Source organism: Rhodoferax sp. GW822-FHT04A08, from assembly GCF_058801025.1.
The window spans coordinates 218674-237208 of the sequence record NZ_JBXAMW010000005.1 but is presented as its reverse complement, the minus strand read 5'-3'; the positions used below and the strand labels follow the sequence as shown (position 1 = coordinate 237208).

Annotated in this window: 16 protein-coding genes; all 16 read right to left on the bottom strand. The window is 62.9% G+C overall.

The window, feature by feature from the left end:
- Positions 1-8: 8 nt before the first annotated feature.
- Complete coding sequence (gene lpxC, locus AC1RMF_RS12710) at positions 9-932, bottom strand: UDP-3-O-acyl-N-acetylglucosamine deacetylase (RefSeq protein WP_493141854.1); 924 nt, start codon at positions 930-932, stop codon at positions 9-11.
- A gap of 147 nt (positions 933-1079) precedes the next feature.
- Positions 1080-2324, bottom strand: coding sequence for a cell division protein FtsZ (gene ftsZ, locus AC1RMF_RS12705; RefSeq protein WP_493141853.1), 1245 nt, complete (start codon positions 2322-2324; stop codon positions 1080-1082).
- Between the two features lie 240 nt (positions 2325-2564).
- Complete coding sequence (gene ftsA / locus AC1RMF_RS12700; RefSeq protein WP_342620696.1) at positions 2565-3794, bottom strand: cell division protein FtsA; 1230 nt, start codon at positions 3792-3794, stop codon at positions 2565-2567.
- 24 nt (positions 3795-3818) lie between these two features.
- Entirely contained in the window at positions 3819-4598 is a 780-nt protein-coding gene (locus AC1RMF_RS12695) for a cell division protein FtsQ/DivIB (protein ID WP_493141851.1), read from the bottom strand.
- Positions 4595-5548: a D-alanine--D-alanine ligase gene (locus AC1RMF_RS12690; protein ID WP_493141849.1), complete on the bottom strand. Its 954-nt coding sequence runs from the start codon at positions 5546-5548 to the stop codon at positions 4595-4597. The genes AC1RMF_RS12695 and AC1RMF_RS12690 overlap by 4 nt, the downstream gene beginning before the upstream one ends.
- Positions 5545-6960: a UDP-N-acetylmuramate--L-alanine ligase gene (murC, locus tag AC1RMF_RS12685; protein WP_493141847.1), complete on the bottom strand. Its 1416-nt coding sequence runs from the start codon at positions 6958-6960 to the stop codon at positions 5545-5547. Before murC ends, AC1RMF_RS12690 begins: the two co-directional genes overlap by 4 nt.
- Positions 6957-8024 carry an undecaprenyldiphospho-muramoylpentapeptide beta-N-acetylglucosaminyltransferase gene (gene murG, locus AC1RMF_RS12680; protein WP_493141846.1) on the bottom strand — a complete coding sequence of 356 codons (1068 nt, stop codon included), beginning with the start codon at positions 8022-8024 and terminating at the stop codon, positions 6957-6959. The genes murC and murG overlap by 4 nt, the downstream gene beginning before the upstream one ends.
- Positions 8021-9274, bottom strand: coding sequence for a putative lipid II flippase FtsW (gene ftsW / locus AC1RMF_RS12675; protein WP_493141844.1), 1254 nt, complete (start codon positions 9272-9274; stop codon positions 8021-8023). Before ftsW ends, murG begins: the two co-directional genes overlap by 4 nt.
- Positions 9271-10785 carry a UDP-N-acetylmuramoyl-L-alanine--D-glutamate ligase gene (murD, locus tag AC1RMF_RS12670; RefSeq protein WP_493141842.1) on the bottom strand — a complete coding sequence of 505 codons (1515 nt, stop codon included), beginning with the start codon at positions 10783-10785 and terminating at the stop codon, positions 9271-9273. Before murD ends, ftsW begins: the two co-directional genes overlap by 4 nt.
- 5 nt (positions 10786-10790) lie before the next feature.
- Positions 10791-11969: a phospho-N-acetylmuramoyl-pentapeptide-transferase gene (gene mraY / locus AC1RMF_RS12665; RefSeq protein ID WP_493141841.1), complete on the bottom strand. Its 1179-nt coding sequence runs from the start codon at positions 11967-11969 to the stop codon at positions 10791-10793.
- Between the two features lie 28 nt (positions 11970-11997).
- Complete coding sequence (locus AC1RMF_RS12660) at positions 11998-13404, bottom strand: UDP-N-acetylmuramoyl-tripeptide--D-alanyl-D-alanine ligase (protein WP_493141840.1); 1407 nt, start codon at positions 13402-13404, stop codon at positions 11998-12000.
- Positions 13401-14924, bottom strand: a complete 1524-nt coding sequence (locus AC1RMF_RS12655; RefSeq protein WP_493141838.1) for a UDP-N-acetylmuramoyl-L-alanyl-D-glutamate--2,6-diaminopimelate ligase — start codon at positions 14922-14924, stop codon at positions 13401-13403. The genes AC1RMF_RS12660 and AC1RMF_RS12655 overlap by 4 nt, the downstream gene beginning before the upstream one ends.
- Entirely contained in the window at positions 14924-16669 is a 1746-nt protein-coding gene (locus AC1RMF_RS12650) for a peptidoglycan D,D-transpeptidase FtsI family protein (RefSeq protein WP_493141836.1), read from the bottom strand. Before AC1RMF_RS12650 ends, AC1RMF_RS12655 begins: the two co-directional genes overlap by 1 nt.
- Entirely contained in the window at positions 16666-17013 is a 348-nt protein-coding gene (gene ftsL, locus AC1RMF_RS12645; protein WP_342620686.1) for a cell division protein FtsL, read from the bottom strand. The genes AC1RMF_RS12650 and ftsL overlap by 4 nt, the downstream gene beginning before the upstream one ends.
- A complete protein-coding gene (rsmH, locus tag AC1RMF_RS12640) occupies positions 17010-17951 on the bottom strand; it encodes a 16S rRNA (cytosine(1402)-N(4))-methyltransferase RsmH (RefSeq protein WP_342620685.1) in 942 nt (313 codons plus the stop codon). The genes ftsL and rsmH overlap by 4 nt, the downstream gene beginning before the upstream one ends.
- A gap of 8 nt (positions 17952-17959) precedes the next feature.
- The gene (gene mraZ / locus AC1RMF_RS12635) at positions 17960-18388 is read right to left on the bottom strand and encodes a division/cell wall cluster transcriptional repressor MraZ (RefSeq protein ID WP_342620684.1); all 429 of its coding nucleotides are present in this window, start codon (positions 18386-18388) and stop codon (positions 17960-17962) included.
- Positions 18389-18535 lie beyond the last annotated feature (147 nt).

Sequence of the window (18535 nt, the reverse complement as noted above, 5' to 3'; positions counted from 1 at the left end):
CCTTTGGCCTACCAGGCGCGCGCGGGTTGCGCAAAGCCCACCGGAGCCCGACGTTCGTCTTCAAAGGTCACGATTTCCCAGCACTCGGGGTGTGCCAGCAGTTCGCGCAACAGCTTGTTGTTGAGGGCGTGGCCCGAGCGGAAGGCGGAGTAGCTGGCCAGCAAGGGCTTGCCGATCAGGTACAGGTCGCCCATGGCGTCCAGGATCTTGTGCTTCACAAACTCATCGTCGTAGCGCAGGCCATCGGCATTGAGTACTTTGTAGTCGTCCATGACGATGGCATTGTCCAGCCCGCCGCCCAGGGCCAGGCCGTTGGAGCGCATCATCTCCACATCTTTGGTGAAGCCGAAGGTGCGTGCCCGCGCAATATCGCGCGAGTAGGAACCCACGCTCAGGTCGAACTCCACGCGCTGGCCGGTGGAGTCCACCGCCGGGTGGTTGAAGTCGATCTCAAAGCTGAGCTTGTACCCGTGGAACGGCTCCAGGCGCGCCCACTTTTCTGCAGGGCCCGTGCCCTCACGCACTTCCACCGGCTGAGTCAGGCGGATGAAGCGACGCGGCGCGTTCTGCATCTCGATGCCGGCACTCTGCAGCAGGAACACGAACGAGGCCGCCGAGCCGTCCAGGATCGGGATTTCCTCTGCCGTAATGTCCACATACAGGTTGTCTACCCCCAGACCGGCGCAGGCCGACATCAGGTGTTCCACCGTCAGCACCCGGGCATTGCCCTTGGACAAGGTGGAAGCCAGCCGCGTATCCGTCACCGCCTCGGCCGACACCGGAATGTCCACCACCTGCGGCAAATCCACGCGCCGAAAGACGATGCCCGTATCCGGAGCCGCAGGGCGCAAGGTGATTTCCACACGCTGCCCGCTGTGCAGACCCACGCCCACAGCATGGGTCAGGGATTTGAGAGTTCTTTGTTTGAGCACAGCAGCGATTTTACCGGTTGGGCATTTTGGATGGGTGGGATGGAAAGCGTAGCGAGCGACCCGAGGTGAGCCCGCGGAGCGGAACCGTACTTGCGTACGGTGAGCACCACAGGGTTCAGATCGGGGCGCGCAGTAGCTTTACACCCATCAATCAGCTTGCTTGCGCAGGAAGGCTGGGATCTCGTAGTCGTCCATACCACCACTGGACAGCGCATCCACACGCGCAGCAGCCTGCGTGCGGTTGGTACGCCAGACGCTAGGCGTGGCCATGCTGCCGTAGTCGGGCTGGCTGATGCCGGCTGCGCCTGCGGGCGCTGCGTTCTGGATGCCCACGGGGTTGTTGAGCGTGGGAATCTGGAACGGCACGTTGTCGGTACCGGTACGCAGCACCGGGGTCTGCACCACTTGCATCGGCGGACGTGCGCGCTGGCCGTTGCGGGACAGACCGGTGGCCACCACGGTGACGCGGATTTCTTCGCCCAGGCTGTCGTCGTTGGCAGTGCCGTAGATGACGTGTGCGTCGGGTGAAGCAAAGGCGCGGATGGTGTTCATGGCCAGCTTGGATTCGGACAGCTTGAGCGAACCCTTGGCAGCGGTGATCAGCACCAGCACGCCCTTGGCGCCGGACAGGTCGATGCCTTCGAGCAGCGGGCAGGCCACGGCCTGTTCGGCGGCGATGCGGGCGCGGTCCGGGCCCTTGGCCATGGCGGTACCCATCATGGCCTTGCCGGGTTCACCCATGACGGTACGCACGTCTTCGAAGTCGACGTTCACATGGCCGGGCACATTGATGATTTCGGCAATGCCGCCCACGGCGTTCTTGAGCACGTCATTGGCCTGGGCAAAGGCTTCTTCCTGGCTCACGTCATCGCCCAGGACTTCCAGCAGCTTTTCGTTCAGCACCACGATCAGCGAATCCACATTGGCTTCGAGCTCGGTCAGACCGACATCGGCGTTGGCCATGCGGCGGCCGCCTTCAAAGTCGAAGGGCTTGGTCACCACACCCACGGTGAGGATGCCCATGTCCTTGGCCACGCGGGCAATGATGGGAGCCGCACCGGTACCGGTGCCGCCGCCCATGCCGGCGGTGATGAACAGCATGTGCGCGCCCTGGATGGCATCGCGGATGTCGGCTTCGGCCATCTCAGCAGCTTCACGGCCCTTGTCGGGCTTGCTGCCGGCACCCAGGCCCGTGGCGCCGAGCTGGATGGTCTTGTGCGCGGTGCTGCGCGAGAGTGCCTGCGCGTCGGTGTTGGCGCAGATGAATTCCACGTTGTCCACGCTGGACTGGATCATGTGCTCGACCGCGTTTCCGCCGCCACCGCCCACGCCGATCACCTTGATCTGCGTGCCCTGGTTAAAACCTTCTTCTTCAATCATTTCGATGGCCATCTTGTTACTCCTGAATTTCAAAAATTGCTGATTCGTGTCGTTTGGTTATGTTTTCGCAGTTGCCTGTTTGTGCAGATCAGGGCGGGGGATCTACACATCGCCATCGCCAATGGGGACTTCCGCGTGCAAGCCACATGCGCAGTTCGTGCAGACTTGAGCGCCGCCGGGCCGCCCCAAGGCGCGAAGGCCCCCATGGGGGGCAGCGCACTACACGAAGTGAGAAGCGTGGGGGCGTCATTTCTAGAAGTTCCCGATGAACCAGTCTTTGATGCCGCCCAGCGCGGTCTTCATGGACCCCGCTTTTTGCGCCACCTTGTAGCCGCGCATGCGGGCCAGTCGGGCCTCTTCCAGCAGGCCCATCACGGTGGCAGCACGGGGTTGGGCCACCATGTCGGCCAGAGCGCTGTTGTATTTGGGGATGCCGCGGCGCACGGGTTTGAGGAAGATGTCCTCGGCCAGCTCCACCATGCCGGGCATGATGCAACTGCCACCGGTGAGCACGATGCCGCTGGAGAGCACTTCCTCGTAACCGGACTCGCGCATCACCTGGTTGACCAGGGAGAAGATTTCTTCGATGCGCGGTTCGATCACACCGGCCAGCGCCTGGCGGCTGAGCATGCGCGGTCCGCGGTCGCCCAGGCCGGGCACTTCCACCTGCACTTCGGGGTCCACCAGCAGCTGCTTGGCGTGGCCCGACTCGACCTTGATGTCTTCAGCGTCCTTGGTCGGTGTGCGCAGGGCCATGGCGATGTCGCTGGTAATCAGGTCGCCGGCAATCGGGATCACTGCGGTGTGCCGGATCGCGCCATTGGTGAAGATGGCCACGTCGGTGGTACCTGCACCAATGTCCACCATGGCCACGCCCAGATCACGTTCATCCTTGGTCAGCACCGACAGGCTGCTGGCCAAGGGGTTGAGCATCAGCTGATCTACCTCCAGGCCGCAACGGCGCACGCACTTGATGATGTTCTCGGCCGCGGTCTGCGCGCCGGTAACGATGTGTACCTTGGCTTCCAGCCGGATGCCGCTCATGCCGATGGGCTCGCGCACGTCCTGGCCGTCGATGATGAACTCCTGCGGCTCCACCAGCAGCAGGCGCTGGTCGGTCGAGATGTTGATGGCCTTGGCCGTCTCCACCACACGTGCTACGTCGGCTTGCGTCACTTCGCGGTCCTTCACCGCCACCATGCCGCTGGAGTTGATGCCGCGGATGTGGCTGCCGGTGATGCCGGTGTAGACGCGGGTGATCTTGCAGTCGGCCATCAGCTCCGCCTCTTTCAGCGCAGCCTGGATGCTCTGCACCGTGGCGTCGATGTTCACCACCACGCCGCGCTTGAGGCCGTTGCTGGGCGCCACGCCCAGGCCCGCGAGCTTGAGCTCGCCACCCGGCATGACCTCGGCCACCACCACCATCACCTTGGCGGTGCCGATGTCCAGACCTACAACCAAATCCTTGTACTCTTTTGCCATAAATTCACCTGCTGTATTGGTCCATTATTTTTTCGCCACCTCGGTGGTACTGACACCGCGCAAACGGATGGCGTATCCGTTCTCATGCCGCAAGTCGGCCGACTCGATGGCATTGGGTTGGCGTCCGTAACGCGAAACCACCTGGGTAAGGGTCTTGAGGTACCGGTTCACGCGGGCCACCACCTCTTCGGTGTTGCCCCGTCCCAGCTCGATTTCCGTGCCAGCCTCCAGCCGCACGCTCCAGCTCCCGCGTCCGGAGAGTTCCAGTTCCTCAATCGTCATGTCCTGCGCCGCAAACAACGGCACCAGCGCCCGGTACATGGCCAGTACCTCGGGGCCCTGGCCTTCGGGGCCGGTCAAGGTGGGCAGTCCGTCTTGATCGACTTCGCCCACGTTGGCTTCAAACACTTCACCAAAACTGTTGACGAGCCGAGTCTCGCCCTCGCCTCCCCACAAAGCCACCGGCTGATGCTCCTGCAGCGTCACCCGCAGCCGGTTGGGGAAGTCGCGGTGCACTACGGCGCGACGCACCCAGGGCGCAGCTTCAAAAGCGGCGCGCACCTTGGCCAGATCCACGGTGAAGAACGTGCCCGCAATGCGCGGAGCCACATTGGCACGCAACGTCACGCTGTTGTTGTGGCGGGTATCACCGGACACGGTAATGGCCTGGATATCGAAGGCATGCATGCGCGAGAAACTGCGCACGGCGGCCACAGCGCACAGGCCGACAAACACCAGCAACAAGGCGACCATCGCCAAGTTCATGAGTTTGACGTCCACGGGCGTAGCCACCGCAGTGTTCATTTCAAAGCCCTCGCATCCAGCGTGGCGCTTTGCAACAGGCGTACGCACAGTTCTTCGTAGCTGATGCCGGCAGCCTTGGCCGACATGGGCACCAGCGAGTGGCCGGTCATGCCGGGCGAGGTATTGATCTCCAGCAAATAGGGTTTGCGGGTCTTGCCGTCGATCATCACGTCGGCACGTGCCCAGCCGCGGCAACCCAGGACCTGATAGGCACGACGGACGATGGCAGCAATGGCCTCTTCTTCCCCATCGGGCAGACCGGCGGGCACCAGGTATTGGGTGACGTCGGTGAAATACTTGTTCTGGTAGTCGTAATTGCCATCGGGTGCGACGATGCGGATAAGCGGCAGTGCATGCGACGCATCGGTAGGTCCCAACACCGGGCAGGTCACTTCGTCACCGGCAATGAACTGCTCGCACAGCACTTCCACATCGTGCTGCGCAGCCAACGCATAGGCCGCGTCGCACTGCTCCACATCCATCACCTTGGTAAATCCGATGGAAGAGCCTTCCCGCGCGGGCTTGACGATCATGGGTGCCCCCAACTCGGCAAAGGCCGCACGCGTCTCGGCACCACTGTGCACCTGAACCCAGGCCGGCGTGGGCAGACCTTCAAAGCGCCAGATGCGCTTGGTCATGACCTTGTCCATGGAGATGGCCGATGCCATCACGCCGGACCCGGTATAGGGAATGCCCAGCAGTTCCAGCGCACCCTGCACCGTGCCGTCTTCTCCGAAGCGGCCATGCAGGGCGATGAAGCAGCGGTCGAAGCCCTCGCGCTTGAGTTCATCCAGGCTGCGCTCGGACGGATCAAATGCATGCGCATTCACGCCCCGGCTTTGCAAAGCCTTGAGTACGCCGCCGCCCGACATCAGGGAGACTTCGCGTTCGGCAGAAGCACCGCCCATGAGCACCGCGACTTTGCCGAGGGAGGAAACGTCGTGACTCATACAGCCACTCCTTTTTGGGTAAGCATCTCAGCGATCTTTCCCGGCACGGCGCCAATGGAGCCGGCACCCATGCACATCAGCACATCGCCGTCACGCGCGTTGTCGATGGCGGCTTGCGGCATGGCCAGAATGTCGTCCACAAAGATCGGTTCGACCTTGCCTGAAATGCGCAGTGCGCGGGCCAGGGCACGGCCATCGGCGGCCACGATGGGCGCCTCGCCTGCGGCATAGACCTCGCTCAGCAGCACGCCGTCGGCCAGGGCAATCACTTTCACGAAATCTTCAAAGCAATCGCGCGTACGGGTGTAGCGATGCGGCTGGAAGGCCAGCACCAGACGGCGCCCCGGGAAAGCGCCGCGCGCAGCCGCCAGGGTCGCGGCCATCTCGACGGGGTGGTGCCCGTAGTCGTCAATCACGGTGACCGTGCCGCCCTGGGGCAGCGGCAAATCGCCATAGCGCTGAAAGCGCCGGCCCACGCCGCGGAACTCGGACAGCGCCTTTTGCACCGCCGCGTCTTCGATGTTGAGTTCCACCGCCACCGCAATGGCGGAGAGCGCATTGAGCACGTTGTGCATGCCGGGCAGATTGAGCACCACATCCATGTCGGGCAGGACCACGCCGTTGCGGCGTTGCACCGTGAAATGCATTTGTGCGCCCACAGCGCGCACGTTGATGGCGCGCACCTCGGCACCTTCGTTGAAGCCATAGCTGGTGACCGGGCAGGTCACGTCATGGACGATGTCGCGTACCGCCGGATCGTCGGTGCACAGAATGGCAGTTCCATAGAACGGCATGCGGTGCAGGAAGTCGACAAAGGCCTTCTTGAGGCGGCCGAAATCATGGCCGTAGGTTTCCATGTGGTCGGCATCGATATTGGTCACCACCGCCATCACCGGCAGCAGGTTCAGGAACGATGCGTCCGACTCGTCGGCCTCCACCACGATGTAGTCGCCATGGCCCAGGCGGGCATTGGCACCGGCGCTGTTGAGGCGCCCACCGATCACAAAAGTGGGGTCCAGCCCGGCCGCCGCCAACACGCTGGCTACCAGGCTGGTGGTCGTGGTCTTGCCGTGCGTGCCGGCAATGGCGATGCCTTGCTTGAGGCGCATGAGTTCAGCCAGCATCAGCGCACGCGGCACGATGGGAATGTGCATCTCGCGAGCACGAACCACCTCGGGGTTGTCCTGCTTGACCGCGGTCGAGGTCACCACCGCGTCGGCACCGGTAACGTTGTCGGCACTGTGGCCCACATGGACCTTGATACCCAGCGAAGCCAGACGTCGCGTGGTCGCGTTGTCGGCCAGATCGGAGCCGGAGATGGAGTAGCCCAGGTTGCTCAGGATCTCGGCGATGCCGGACATGCCGGAGCCGCCCACTCCCACAAAATGGATATGTTTGATGGCGTGCTTCATGCGGTGAGCTCCTCGCATGCGGCCACCACGGCGTCGGTGGCACGCAGTTGCTGCAACTGTTTGGCGGCCTGCGCGCGTTGCAGCAGCGCGGTGCGGTCGGTGGTGGTGATGAATTCGGCCAGACGTTCAGGTGTCATTTCGCTTTGGGGCATAAGCCAGCCCGCGCCCTGGTCCACCAGGAAGCGGGCATTGAAGGTTTGGTGGTCGTCCACAGCGGACGGAAAAGGGACAAAGACCGCAGCGGCACCTACGGCAGCCAGCTCGGTCACGGTGCTTGCGCCTGCGCGGCACAGCACCAGATCGGCCGCGGCAAACGCCGCAGCGGTATCGGTAATGAAGGGTGTGAGTTCGGCCGTCACCTGCGCGGCTGCATAGTTGGCGCGCAGCTCGTCGATCTGCTTTTCACCGCTCTGGTGGATCACTACTGGGCGCTGTGCCTGTGGAATCAGGGCCAGTGCCTTGGGGACCACGCTGTTGAGCGCACGCGCACCCAGACTGCCGCCCACCACCAGCAGACGCAATGGTCCGCTGCGTCCGGCAAAGCGGGTCTGCGGGTCCGGCTGGTTCAGGAACTCGGAACGCAAGGGATTGCCCACACACTCACCCTTGGCAAACACCTTGGGGAAGGCGGTGAACACACGGTCAGCCACACGCGACAGCACCTTGTTGGCCATGCCGGCGACCGAATTCTGCTCATGCAGCACCAGCGGCTTGCCCGCCAGCACGCCCATCATGCCGCCCGGGAAGGTGATGTAGCCACCCAGGCCCACCAGCACATCGGGTTTGACGCGACGCACCACCTGCAAGCTCTGCCAGAAGGCACGCAGCAGGCGCAGTGGCAGCAGCAGCAAGGTCATGCGACCCTTGCCGCGCACGCCGCCAAAGGCAATGGTTTCCAGTGCAAAGCCACGCGCAGGCACCAGTCGACTTTCCATGCTGCCCGGAGCGCCCAGCCAATGCACGCGCCAGCCCTTATTGCGCAATGCCTCTGCAACAGCCAAGCCAGGAAATATGTGACCACCGGTACCACCGGCCATGATGAGTGCGCAAGACTGTTTCGTCATATCCGCCCTCCCTGCATCAGGCTGCGGTTCTCGTAATCGATGCGCAGCACCACGGCGATGGCAATCAGGTTGATCAGGATGGCCGAGCCGCCATAGCTCATGAGTGGCAAGGTCAGGCCCTTGGTGGGCAGCGCACCCAAGTTCACGCCCATGTTGATGAAGGACTGGAAGCCCATCCACAGGCCCAGGCCCTGCGCCACCAGACCGGCAAACACACGGTCCAGCGCGATGGCCTGGCGGCCGATGTGCATGAGGCGGCGGGTCAGCCACAGGAACAGGCAGATCACCGTGACCACGCCCACCAGACCGAACTCTTCACCGATGACGGCCAGCAGGAAGTCGGTGTGCGCCTCGGGCAACCAGTGCAGCTTTTCCACACTGCCGCCCAGGCCCACGCCAAAAATTTCGCCGCGCCCTATTGCGATCAGCGAATGCGAAAGCTGGTAACCCTTGCCCATGGAGTAACGGTCGTCCCAGGGGTTGAGGTAGGCAAAAATGCGTTCGCGCCGCCATTCGGACAGGGCAATCATCAGACCGAAGGCCACCACCAGGATGGCGGCAATCAGGAAGAACATGCGGGCGTTCACGCCACCCAGAAACAGAATACCCATGGCAATCACGGCAATCACCATGAAGGCTCCCATGTCGGGCTCGGCCAGCAGCAAAAGACCGATCACCGCCACCGCAATGCCCATGGGCATCACCGCGCGGAAGAAGCGCTCCTTCACTTCCATCTTGCGCACCATGTAGTCGGCTGCGTACAGCACCACAGCAAACTTGGCCAGCTCGGAAGGCTGGAAGTTGAGAATACCCAGCGCAATCCAGCGCCGCGCGCCATTGACGCCTTTACCGATGAACGGAATCAGCACCAGCATCAGCAGCACCAGCGAGGCGATGAACAGGTAGGGAGCAACCTTTTCCCAGGTCTGCACCGGCACCTGGAACGCCAGCAGTGCCGCGACAAATGCCACACCAATCGATGCAATGTGACGGATCAGGAAATGGGTGTGCGCATAGTTGGCAAAGCGCGGGTTGTCGGGCATGGCAATGGATGCCGAATACACCATCACCAGGCCCCACAGCAACAGGCTGACCGTGACCCAGACCAGCGGCTGATCAAAGCCGCGCACTTGTACCGAACGGGTGGGCGTGGAGAAGGACCCGCGGCCGCCCAGACGTACCGGCAATGCCGCGGCCCCGTCCGCCCCACGGGTGAACCAGCCCTTGATGGTGCTTGCCATGGCGCTCATTGACTTTGCTCCAGCTCGGTGCCGTTTTCCAGCGCCAGGTTGCGCACCGCGTCCACAAAGCACTGAGCACGGTGGGCGTAGTCCTTGAACATGTCAAAGCTGGCGCAGGCGGGCGACAGCAGCACCGCGTCGCCTGCATGGGCCGCGCGGTTGGACTGGGCTACCGCGTCTTCCATGCTGCTGGCATCCAGCAGGGGAATGCCGGTATCGGCCAACGCCTGACGGATCAGCGGCGCATCGCGGCCAATCAGCACCACGCTACGCACATGGCGCGCCACCGGTGCGGCCAACGGCGAGAAGTCCTGGCCCTTGCCTTCGCCGCCCAGAATCAACACCAGCTTGCGTTCCTCGCCCAGGCCGCGCAGTGCGGCCACTGTGGCGCCCACATTGGTGCCCTTGCTGTCGTCGAAGAATTCCACACCATTGAGAATGCCCACGCTCTCGACCCGGTGCGGTTCACCACGGTATTCACGCAGGCCAAAAAGAATCGGGCCCAGCGCGCAGCCGGCAGCCGAGCACAGTGCCAGGGCGGCCAGAGCGTTGCCCGCGTTGTGGCGGCCACGGATGCGCAGTGCATCGGCCGGCATCAGGCGCTGGATGTGCAACTCCTCCGCGTCCTTGAACTTCTTGCGCGTCTCATCGGCTTCCAGGGCGCGCACCAGCCAGGTCATGCCGTTGACTTCTTCGATACCGAAGTCGCCGGGGCGTTGCGGCATGTCAGTGCCAAAGCTCACATAGGCGCGCTCCACCGGGCGCTGCAGCTTCACACGCACTGGCTCGGGGCGCATGGCCATCACGGTGGCGTCTTCGCGGTTCAACACCATGAGGCCGGTGTTACCAAAGATATGCGACTTGGCCTTGGCATAGGCCTGCATGTCGCCATGCCAGTCCAGATGGTCCTGGGTCACGTTGAGCACGGTTGCTGCCGTGGGCTCCAGGCCGCTGGGAAGATCGAGCTGGAAGCTGGAGAGTTCCAGCACCCAAAACTCGGGCAAGGCCTGCTCGTCCAGCGCTTTGGCCAAGGTGTCGAGCAAGGTGGGGCCGATGTTGCCGGCCACAGCGGCCGTCTTGCCGGCCCAGCGCACCAGGTGGCCCGTGAGCGACGTGACCGTGGTCTTGCCGTTGGTGCCGGTGATGGCCAGGACCTTGGGTGCGTATTGCTGGCTCTCTGCCAGGTCCTTCAGAGCCTGCGCAAACAAGGTGAGCTCACCACCCACCCACAGACCCAGGCCCTGGGCCGTGGCCATCAGTGCGTCGGTATCGGCGGGACTCAGGCCCGGGCTCTTGAAGACGGCACGCACCGGGCTGCCTTCGATCAGGGAAGGCAGGAACTGCGAATGCACAAACTGCACCGCAGGGTGCTCCTGTTGCAGCGTCTGGAGCTGGGGCGGCTCGGCACGGGTGTCCACGACGGTGACCTGCGCGCCGTGACGCACGCACCAACGCGCCATGGCCAGGCCCGAGGCGCCCAGCCCCAAGACCATGACTTGTTGATCGCGTAAGTTGTTCATGTTCGTCAACGCAGCTTCAAGGTGGACAGGCCGATCAGGCACAGCAGGATGGTGATGATCCAGAAGCGCACCACCACCTGGGTCTCTTTCCAGCCCTCTTTTTCAAAATGGTGGTGCAGCGGCGCCATCTTCAGCAGCCGCTTGCCCGCACCGAATTTCTTCTTGGTGTATTTGAAGTAGGTCACCTGCAACATGACCGACAGCGCCTCCACCACGAAGATGCCGCCCATGATGGCCAGCACGATTTCCTGGCGCACGATGACCGCCACCGTGCCCAATGCGGCGCCCAGCGCCAACGCGCCCACGTCGCCCATGAACACCTGCGCGGGATGGGTGTTGAACCATAAAAAGGCCAGCCCTGCACCGGCCAGTGCCGAGCAGAAAATCATCAACTCGCCGGAGCCGGGGATGTAGGGGAAGAACAGGTACTTGGAATACACCGAGCTGCCGGTCACGTAGGCAAACACGCCCAGTGCGGAACCCACCAGCACCACCGGCATGATGGCCAGGCCGTCGAGCCCGTCAGTCAGATTCACCGCGTTGCTGGCACCCACGATGACCAGGTAGGTCAGCACCACAAAGCCCAGCGCGCCCAGGGGATAGCTCACCTCCTTGAAGAACGGCAGCATCAGGCCGGCCTTGGGCGGCAGGCTCACATCGAAGCCGGAGCTGATCCACTGGAAGAACAGCTGCATCACGCGCAGGTTGGAGTTCTCAGAAATGCAGAACATCAAATACAAAGCGGCCAGCAGGCCGATCAGCGATTGCCAGAAATACTTCTCGCGTGAGCGCATGCCCTCAGGGTCCTTGTGCACCACCTTGCGCCAGTCGTCGACCCAGCCGATGGCACCAAAGCCCAGCGTGACCAGCAGCACGATCCAGACGAAGCGGTTGTGCCAGTCAAACCACAGCAGGGTGGACACTGCTATCGACAACAGGATCAGCACGCCCCCCATGGTGGGCGTGCCGCTCTTGCTCAGGTGGCTTTCCATGCCGTAGCCGCGTATGGGCTGGCCGATCTTGAGTTCGGTCAGACGCCGGATCACGAAAGGACCGGCCCACAGACCGATCAGCAAGGCCGTGAGCGCCGCCATCACCGCACGGAAGGTGATGTACTGGAACACCCGGAAGAATCCGAATTCCGGCGACAGGCTCTGCAACCATTGGGCCAATGTCAGCAGCATGAAAATACCTCGTTGTTGTTCTGTTGTGTCATGGTTGCCCTTTGCCTGCTTCGGCGATCAGCGCCTCGACCACACGCTCCATGCGCATGAAGCGCGAACCTTTGACCAGCACGCTGTTGACCTGCGGCAGCTGTTGCAGCACGGCGGCATTGAGCGCATCGATGCTGTCAAAGTGCTGCGCGCCCGCAAAGGCGTCCACGGCATACCGGGCCAGCGTACCCATGGCAAAGAAATGTTCGATGCCCGATGCCTTGGCTTCGGCACCTGTTTCGGTGTGGAACGCAGGGCCCTGCTCGCCCACTTCGCCCATGTCGCCCAGCACCAGCAGGCGCGGCGCGGGCAGCTCGGCGAGCACGGCAATGGCGGCGCGTACCGAATCGGGGTTGGCGTTGTAGGTGTCGTCGACCAGGGTACGGGTGCGGTCGGAGCCTACCAGCGCCACGGCACGCGAGCGGCCTTTGACCGGGGTGAAGCGCTCCAGTCCCTGCACCACGGCGTCCACCGACACACCGGCTGCTAGCGCACATGCGGAAGCGGCCAACGCGTTCTTGACGTTGTGGCGGCCGGCAATGTGCAGTCTGAATGCAAAGTTCTGCTCCAGAGCGCGAGCCTGAACGGCCCAGGCTCCATCGGCCCAATGAGCGGACAGACAACCCACGTCGTTGGTCTGCTGACCAGGCTGCAGGGAGAAGCGCACAGTGCGGCGCGTTGCGGCCAAGTCGGCCCACAGCGGAGTGAACGCATCGTCCGAAGGGAACACCGCAGTTCCGTCGGCGGGCAGCAGGGTGATCACCGAGCCATTCTCTTCTGCCACGGCCTGCACCGTCTGCATGAATTCCAGGTGCTCACGCTGCGCGTTGTTGACCAGCGCCACCGTGGGCTGGGCAACATGCGCCAGTGCGGCAATTTCACTGGGGTGGTTCATGCCCAGCTCCACCACGGCGATGCGGTGATGGGGACGCAGACGCAGCACGGTGAGCGGCACACCGATATCGTTGTTCAGATTGCCGCGGGTGGCCAATGCGTCTTCACCTGCTACTGCCGAAAGAATGCTGGCGATCATCTGCGTGACCGTGGTCTTGCCGTTGCTGCCGGTCACCGCAATCAGCGGCAAGCTGAACTGCGCACGCCAGCCACGGGCCAGCTCGGCCAATGCCACACGGGTGTCGGCCACTTCGATGCGGGGCACACCTTCGGGGTAGCAGTCTGCATTGAGGCCCACGTGACAGATCAGCGCGGAAGCACCCGCCTTGCACGCATCGTGCAGCATGGTGTTGGCATCAAACTTTTCACCCTGGAGCGCAAGGAACAAGTCGCCGCGTTCGATGGTGCGGGTGTCGGTATGCACGCGCAGCACGTCGGTGCTGCCGTCACCCACCAGAGTGGCGCCTTGCAGCCATGGCACTGCCGTTTGCAATTGCATCATCGTGCTCATAGTCCACCCTCCACTGCGTGCCATTGCTGCAGGGCGCGTGCTGCGTGGGCCACGTCCGAGAACGCGGTCTTGACGCCGGCAATTTCCTGTGTGGACTCATGGCCTTTACCAGCAATCAGCACCACGTCCTGCGCTGCCGCCTTGGCCACGGTCTGGGCAATGGCCAGAGCCCGGTCCGACTGCACCACGACTGCGTTGCAGGGCGGCAGGCCCAGCAGGATTTGCGCAATGATGGCCTCGGGTTTTTCGCTGCGCGGGTTGTCGCTGGTGACCACCACCTGGTCCGCCAGCTTGGCCGCAATCGCACCCATGAGCGGACGCTTGGAGGTATCGCGGTCACCTCCGCAACCGAACACGCACCAGAGCTTGCCGCCGCGCGCCTGCACCATGGGGCGCAGGGCCTCCAGTGCATGGTCCAGTGCATCGGGCGTGTGGGCATAGTCCACCGCCACCAGCGGCTGGTCCACACCGCCCAGACATTCCATGCGTCCGGGTACAGCGTGCAATTGGCTGCAGGCTTGCACCGCGTCCGCCAGCGCAATACCCAGCGCACGCATGGCCGCCAGCACGCCCAGCAGATTGGACACGTTGTAGCTGCCGATCAGATGGGTGCGGACGGCAAGGGATTCATTTCCCTCCACCACGTCAAAGCAGATGCCACTGGCCTGGTAGGCGATGTTGCGGGCTTGCAGGCGGGCGCTACGCACGGTGGAAACCGTCCATACATCCAGCGCACTGCCCTTCAATGACGCAGCCAGCTCGGCACCGCGCACATCATCGACATTGAGGACCACGGCTTGCAGGCCCGGCCAGGCAAACAGGCGGCGCTTGGCCTGCCAGTACGCGTCCATGCTGCCGTGGTAGTCCAGATGGTCCTGCGTGAAGTTGGTGAACAGCGCCACGCGGATCTGGGTGCCATCCATGCGGCCTTCTTCGATGCCAATGCTCGAAGCCTCCATGGCGCAGGCCTTCAGCCCATCGTCGACAAAACGGCGCAGTGCGTTTTGCAGTTGCACCGGGTCGGGCGTGGTCAGGCCGGTGGACACCACCGCGTCATGCGCATGTCCGGTTGCGGAACCAGCCGCAGGCGGACGTCCGACGCCCAGGGTGCCGACCATGCCGCAGGGCATGGCCTTGTCGCCCTCCACTGCAGACAGGGCTTGGGCCAGCCACCATGCGGAGGAGGTCTTGCCGTTAGTGCCCGTGACGGCCAATACGGCCAGCTCCTGTGACGGATGGCCAAAATATTCAGCGGCGATGGGGCCGGTGGCGGCCTTCAGGCCCTGGAAGCTTTCCACACCCTCCTTGGGCAGGGCAAACTGCTCGACGCCTTGCGCCTCCACCAGGCAGGCAGTTGCACCCGCCTGCAGGGCGGACGCCACAAAGGAGCGACCATCCACGGCTGCGCCCGGCCAGGCAATGAAACCGTCGCCCGGTTGCACCTTGCGGCTGTCCGTGCGCAGCGCGCCGGAGACATGCTGGCGCAGCCAACGTACGGCCTGGGTAGAAGTCGTCAGCATCAGAAGCTCTCCTCCACCGCACTGGCCACGATGTTGGGGCGCACCGCCATATCAGGCTGCACATTGAGCAGACGCAAGGTCTGCTGCACCGTCTCGCTGAATACGGGGGCTGCCACATCGCCGCCGAAATACTTGCCCGCACTGGGCTCATCCAGCATCACGCCGACGATGATGCGCGGCTTGTCGATGGGCGCCATGCCCACGAACCAGCCACGGTATTTGCGGTTGCCGTCACTGCCGTAGCCCTTGCCCTGCTGCTTGTAGGCCGTGCCGGACTTGCCGCCCACGGAATAGCCCTGTGTCTGGGCTTTGGGGCCGGTGCCGCCAGGCCCTGCGGCCATTTGCAGCATCTTGCGGATTTCGGCAGCGGTTTCCGGCTTGAACACACTGACACCCACCGCCGGCTCGGAGTTCTTCAGCAAGGTGGCCGGAATGATCTGGCCGTCATGCGAAAACACGGTGTAGGAACGCACCATCTGGAACAACGAGGCAGACAGGCCGTAGCCATAGGACTGCGTGGCCTGTTCGATGGGACGCCATTTGGAATAGGGACGCAGGCGGCCCGATACCACTCCGGGGAATTCGATCTGCGGCTTCTGGCCGAAACCAGCCTGCGAGAAGGTTTCCCACATCTCGCTGGCAGGCATCTGCATGGCGATCTTGGCAGTGCCCACGTTGCTGGACACCTGAATCACCTGCTGCACCGTCAACGCGCCATGGGGGTGGGCATCGTGGATGGTGACTCCGGTGATGCTCCAGCTACCCGGCGAAGTGTCAATCACCGTAGAGGGTTTGACGCGACCGGTGTTCAGCGCCAGTCCCACGGTAAAGGGCTTCATGACCGAGCCTGGCTCGAAAGTGTCGGTCAGGGCGCGGTTGCGCAGCTGCGCACCGGTAAGGTTCTGGCGCTTGTCAGGCACGTAGCTGGGGTAGTTGGCCAACGCCAGCACTTCGCCGGTGATGGCGTCCAGCACCACCACGCTGCCAGCCTGGGCGCGGTTGGTCAGCACCGCATCCTTGAGCTTTTCATAGGCAAAGAACTGCACCTTGCTGTCGATGCTGAGCTGGATGTCCTGGCCGTCCACCGGCGGCACGATTTCACCCACGTCTTCCACGGCGCGACCCAGGCGGTCTTTGATCACGCGGCGCATGCCGGGCTTGCCCAGCAAGCGCTTGTTGTAGAGCAGCTCCACACCTTCCTGGCCGTTGTCTTCCACATTGGTAAAGCCCACGACGTGGGCTGCGGCTTCACCTTCGGGGTACTGGCGCTTGTATTCCTTGCGCTGGTAGATGCCCTTGATGTTGAGCGCGGCGATTTCCTTGGCGATGTCGGCATCCACCTGGCGCTTGATCCAGACAAAGGACTTGTCTTCATCCAGCTTCTTGGCCAGATCGGCATAAGGCATGTCCAGCAGCTTGGCCAGGGCCTGCAACTTGGACTTTTCGCCGTCGGTGTCCACATCGTCAGGGATGGCCCAGATGCTGGGCGCCGGGACGCTGGAAGCCAGAATCAGGCCGTTGCGGTCCAGAATACGTCCGCGATAGGCCGGTAGCTCCAGCGTGCGCGCAAAGCGCACCTCGCCCTGGCGCTGGAAGAAGTCATTGGCATACACCTGGATGTAGGCGGCACGTGCCACCAGACCGCAAAACGCCAGCGCAATGGCCGCCACCACAAACTTGCTGCGCCATACCGGCGTGCGGCTAGCCAGCAAAGGGCTGGAGGTGTAACGCACGCTGCGGCTCATTGCCTGGCTCCTGCAGAGGCCGTTGCCAGCGGAGCAGAGGTGACGGCGCCTTGGGCCGTGTTCTTGGGTGCTGACGCAGCGTCACCGTAGCTCACGTACGTGGTGATGGCCGGTTGCACCAGGCGCATCTGCAATTTTTCGCGCGCCAGCTTCTCCACCCGTGCCGAGGTGGCTTCCGCGCGCTTCTCGACCTTGAGCTGCTCCAGTTCGCTGGACAGGCGGCGTTCTTCGTTCTGCGCCTTGTCCAGCTCGGTGAACAGGCGACGCGACTCGTACTGGACGTTGACCAGATAGATGGCGCTGGCCACTACGGCCAGCAGCAGCATCAAGTTGATCCTTGTCATGACAGCGCTCCCACCCTCTGCGCCACGCGCATGATGGCGCTGCGGGAGCGCGGATTGCCTTTGACTTCTTCATCGCCGGGTTTGATGCGGCCCAGCGATTTGAGTTGCATGACCTTGGGTGCAGCAAAAGGCGCGCGCCGGTCGTACTCCTCGCGTGAGTGTTTGGCGATGAATTGTTTGACGATGCGGTCTTCCAGCGAATGGAAGCTGATCACTGCCAAACGTCCTCCGGGCTGCAACACGTTCAGACTGGCCTCTAGCGCTTGTTGCAGCTCTTCAAGCTCGGCGTTGATGAAAATCCGAAAAGCCTGAAATGTGCGCGTTGCAGGGTCCTTGCCCGGCTCGCGGGTTTTGACCGTGTCAGCCACGAGTTGGGCCAGTTCGGTGGTGGTTGAAAAAGGCCCCCGTTCCTGTCGGCGAGCAACAATCGCCTTTGCAATTGCCCCAGCAAACCGTTCTTCACCATATTCACGTATCACCTCCGTGATTTGATTGACTTCTGCTGTTGCCAGCCACTGCGCCACACTCTCGCCACGCGTGGTATCCATACGCATGTCCAGCGGCCCTTCAAAACGAAAACTGAACCCCCGCTCGGGGTTGTCGATCTGCGGCGAACTCACACCCAGGTCCATCAACAGGCCACTGACGCTGCCCGCGGGCAACTCGCCCAGATTCGCAAAACCCTGATGCCGAATGGAAAAACGTGGGTCCACGATGGAGGCGGCCTCGGCCACCGCCTGCGGGTCCTTGTCGAAGGCGATCAGACGCCCCGCTGGTGACAGGCGCGAAAGAATCAGGCGCGAATGGCCGCCGCGCCCGAAGGTGGCGTCCACGTAGGTGCCATCTGCTGCGTCCGGGTAAGGTTGACCACCGTCGTTGAACAATGCATCTACCGCCTCGTTCAACAATACGGTGGCATGGTTCCATGTTGTTTCCACCGTGGGCCTTAAAACGAAAAGTCCTTGAAGACATCGGGCATATCGCCCTGCATGGCCTTGGCTTCCTCGGCGTCGTACAGGGCCTTGTCCCACAGCTCGAAGTGGTTGCCCATACCCAGCAGCATGGTGTCGCGGGTGATGCCGGCCGCTTCGCGCAGTTCGGGCGACACCAGCACCCGACCGGTGCCGTCCATCTCCACATCCATCGCGTTACCCAGAAAGATGCGTTTCCACCATTGTGCAGACATGGGCAGTGCGGCGATGCGCTCACGGAATTTCTCCCACTCCGGGCGGGGGAACACCATGAGACACCCGTGCGGGTGCTTGGTAATGGTCAGCTGGCCGTTGGCGGTCGCACTCAGAACGTCACGATGCCGGGTCGGCACGGAGAGCCTACCTTTTGCATCCAGACTGAGAGACGAAGCCCCTTGAAACACGACAGCACACCCTTTTTTGAAAACCTGCGGGGAAGTGGCTGTTTAAGGGCATTTATTACCACTTAATTCCACTTTTTTGCACTGTACCAGCAAACAGCCATCTTGCAACCTGGCGATTGCGAAAAATTTCCAATGAAATCAAGGACT

Coding starts and splice junctions, on each gene's coding strand:
- ftsZ (WP_493141853.1), bottom strand. CDS start 2,324: ATGGCCATCGAAATGATTGAAGAAGAAGGTTTTAACCAGGGCACGCAG.
- ftsA (WP_342620696.1), bottom strand. CDS start 3,794: ATGGCAAAAGAGTACAAGGATTTGGTTGTAGGTCTGGACATCGGCACC.
- AC1RMF_RS12695 (WP_493141851.1), bottom strand. CDS start 4,598: ATGAACACTGCGGTGGCTACGCCCGTGGACGTCAAACTCATGAACTTG.
- AC1RMF_RS12690 (WP_493141849.1), bottom strand. CDS start 5,548: ATGAGTCACGACGTTTCCTCCCTCGGCAAAGTCGCGGTGCTCATGGGC.
- murC (WP_493141847.1), bottom strand. CDS start 6,960: ATGAAGCACGCCATCAAACATATCCATTTTGTGGGAGTGGGCGGCTCC.
- murG (WP_493141846.1), bottom strand. CDS start 8,024: ATGACGAAACAGTCTTGCGCACTCATCATGGCCGGTGGTACCGGTGGT.
- ftsW (WP_493141844.1), bottom strand. CDS start 9,274: ATGAGCGCCATGGCAAGCACCATCAAGGGCTGGTTCACCCGTGGGGCG.
- murD (WP_493141842.1), bottom strand. CDS start 10,785: ATGAACAACTTACGCGATCAACAAGTCATGGTCTTGGGGCTGGGCGCC.
- mraY (WP_493141841.1), bottom strand. CDS start 11,969: ATGCTGCTGACATTGGCCCAATGGTTGCAGAGCCTGTCGCCGGAATTC.
- AC1RMF_RS12660 (WP_493141840.1), bottom strand. CDS start 13,404: ATGAGCACGATGATGCAATTGCAAACGGCAGTGCCATGGCTGCAAGGC.
- AC1RMF_RS12655 (WP_493141838.1), bottom strand. CDS start 14,924: ATGCTGACGACTTCTACCCAGGCCGTACGTTGGCTGCGCCAGCATGTC.
- AC1RMF_RS12650 (WP_493141836.1), bottom strand. CDS start 16,669: ATGAGCCGCAGCGTGCGTTACACCTCCAGCCCTTTGCTGGCTAGCCGC.
- ftsL (WP_342620686.1), bottom strand. CDS start 17,013: ATGACAAGGATCAACTTGATGCTGCTGCTGGCCGTAGTGGCCAGCGCC.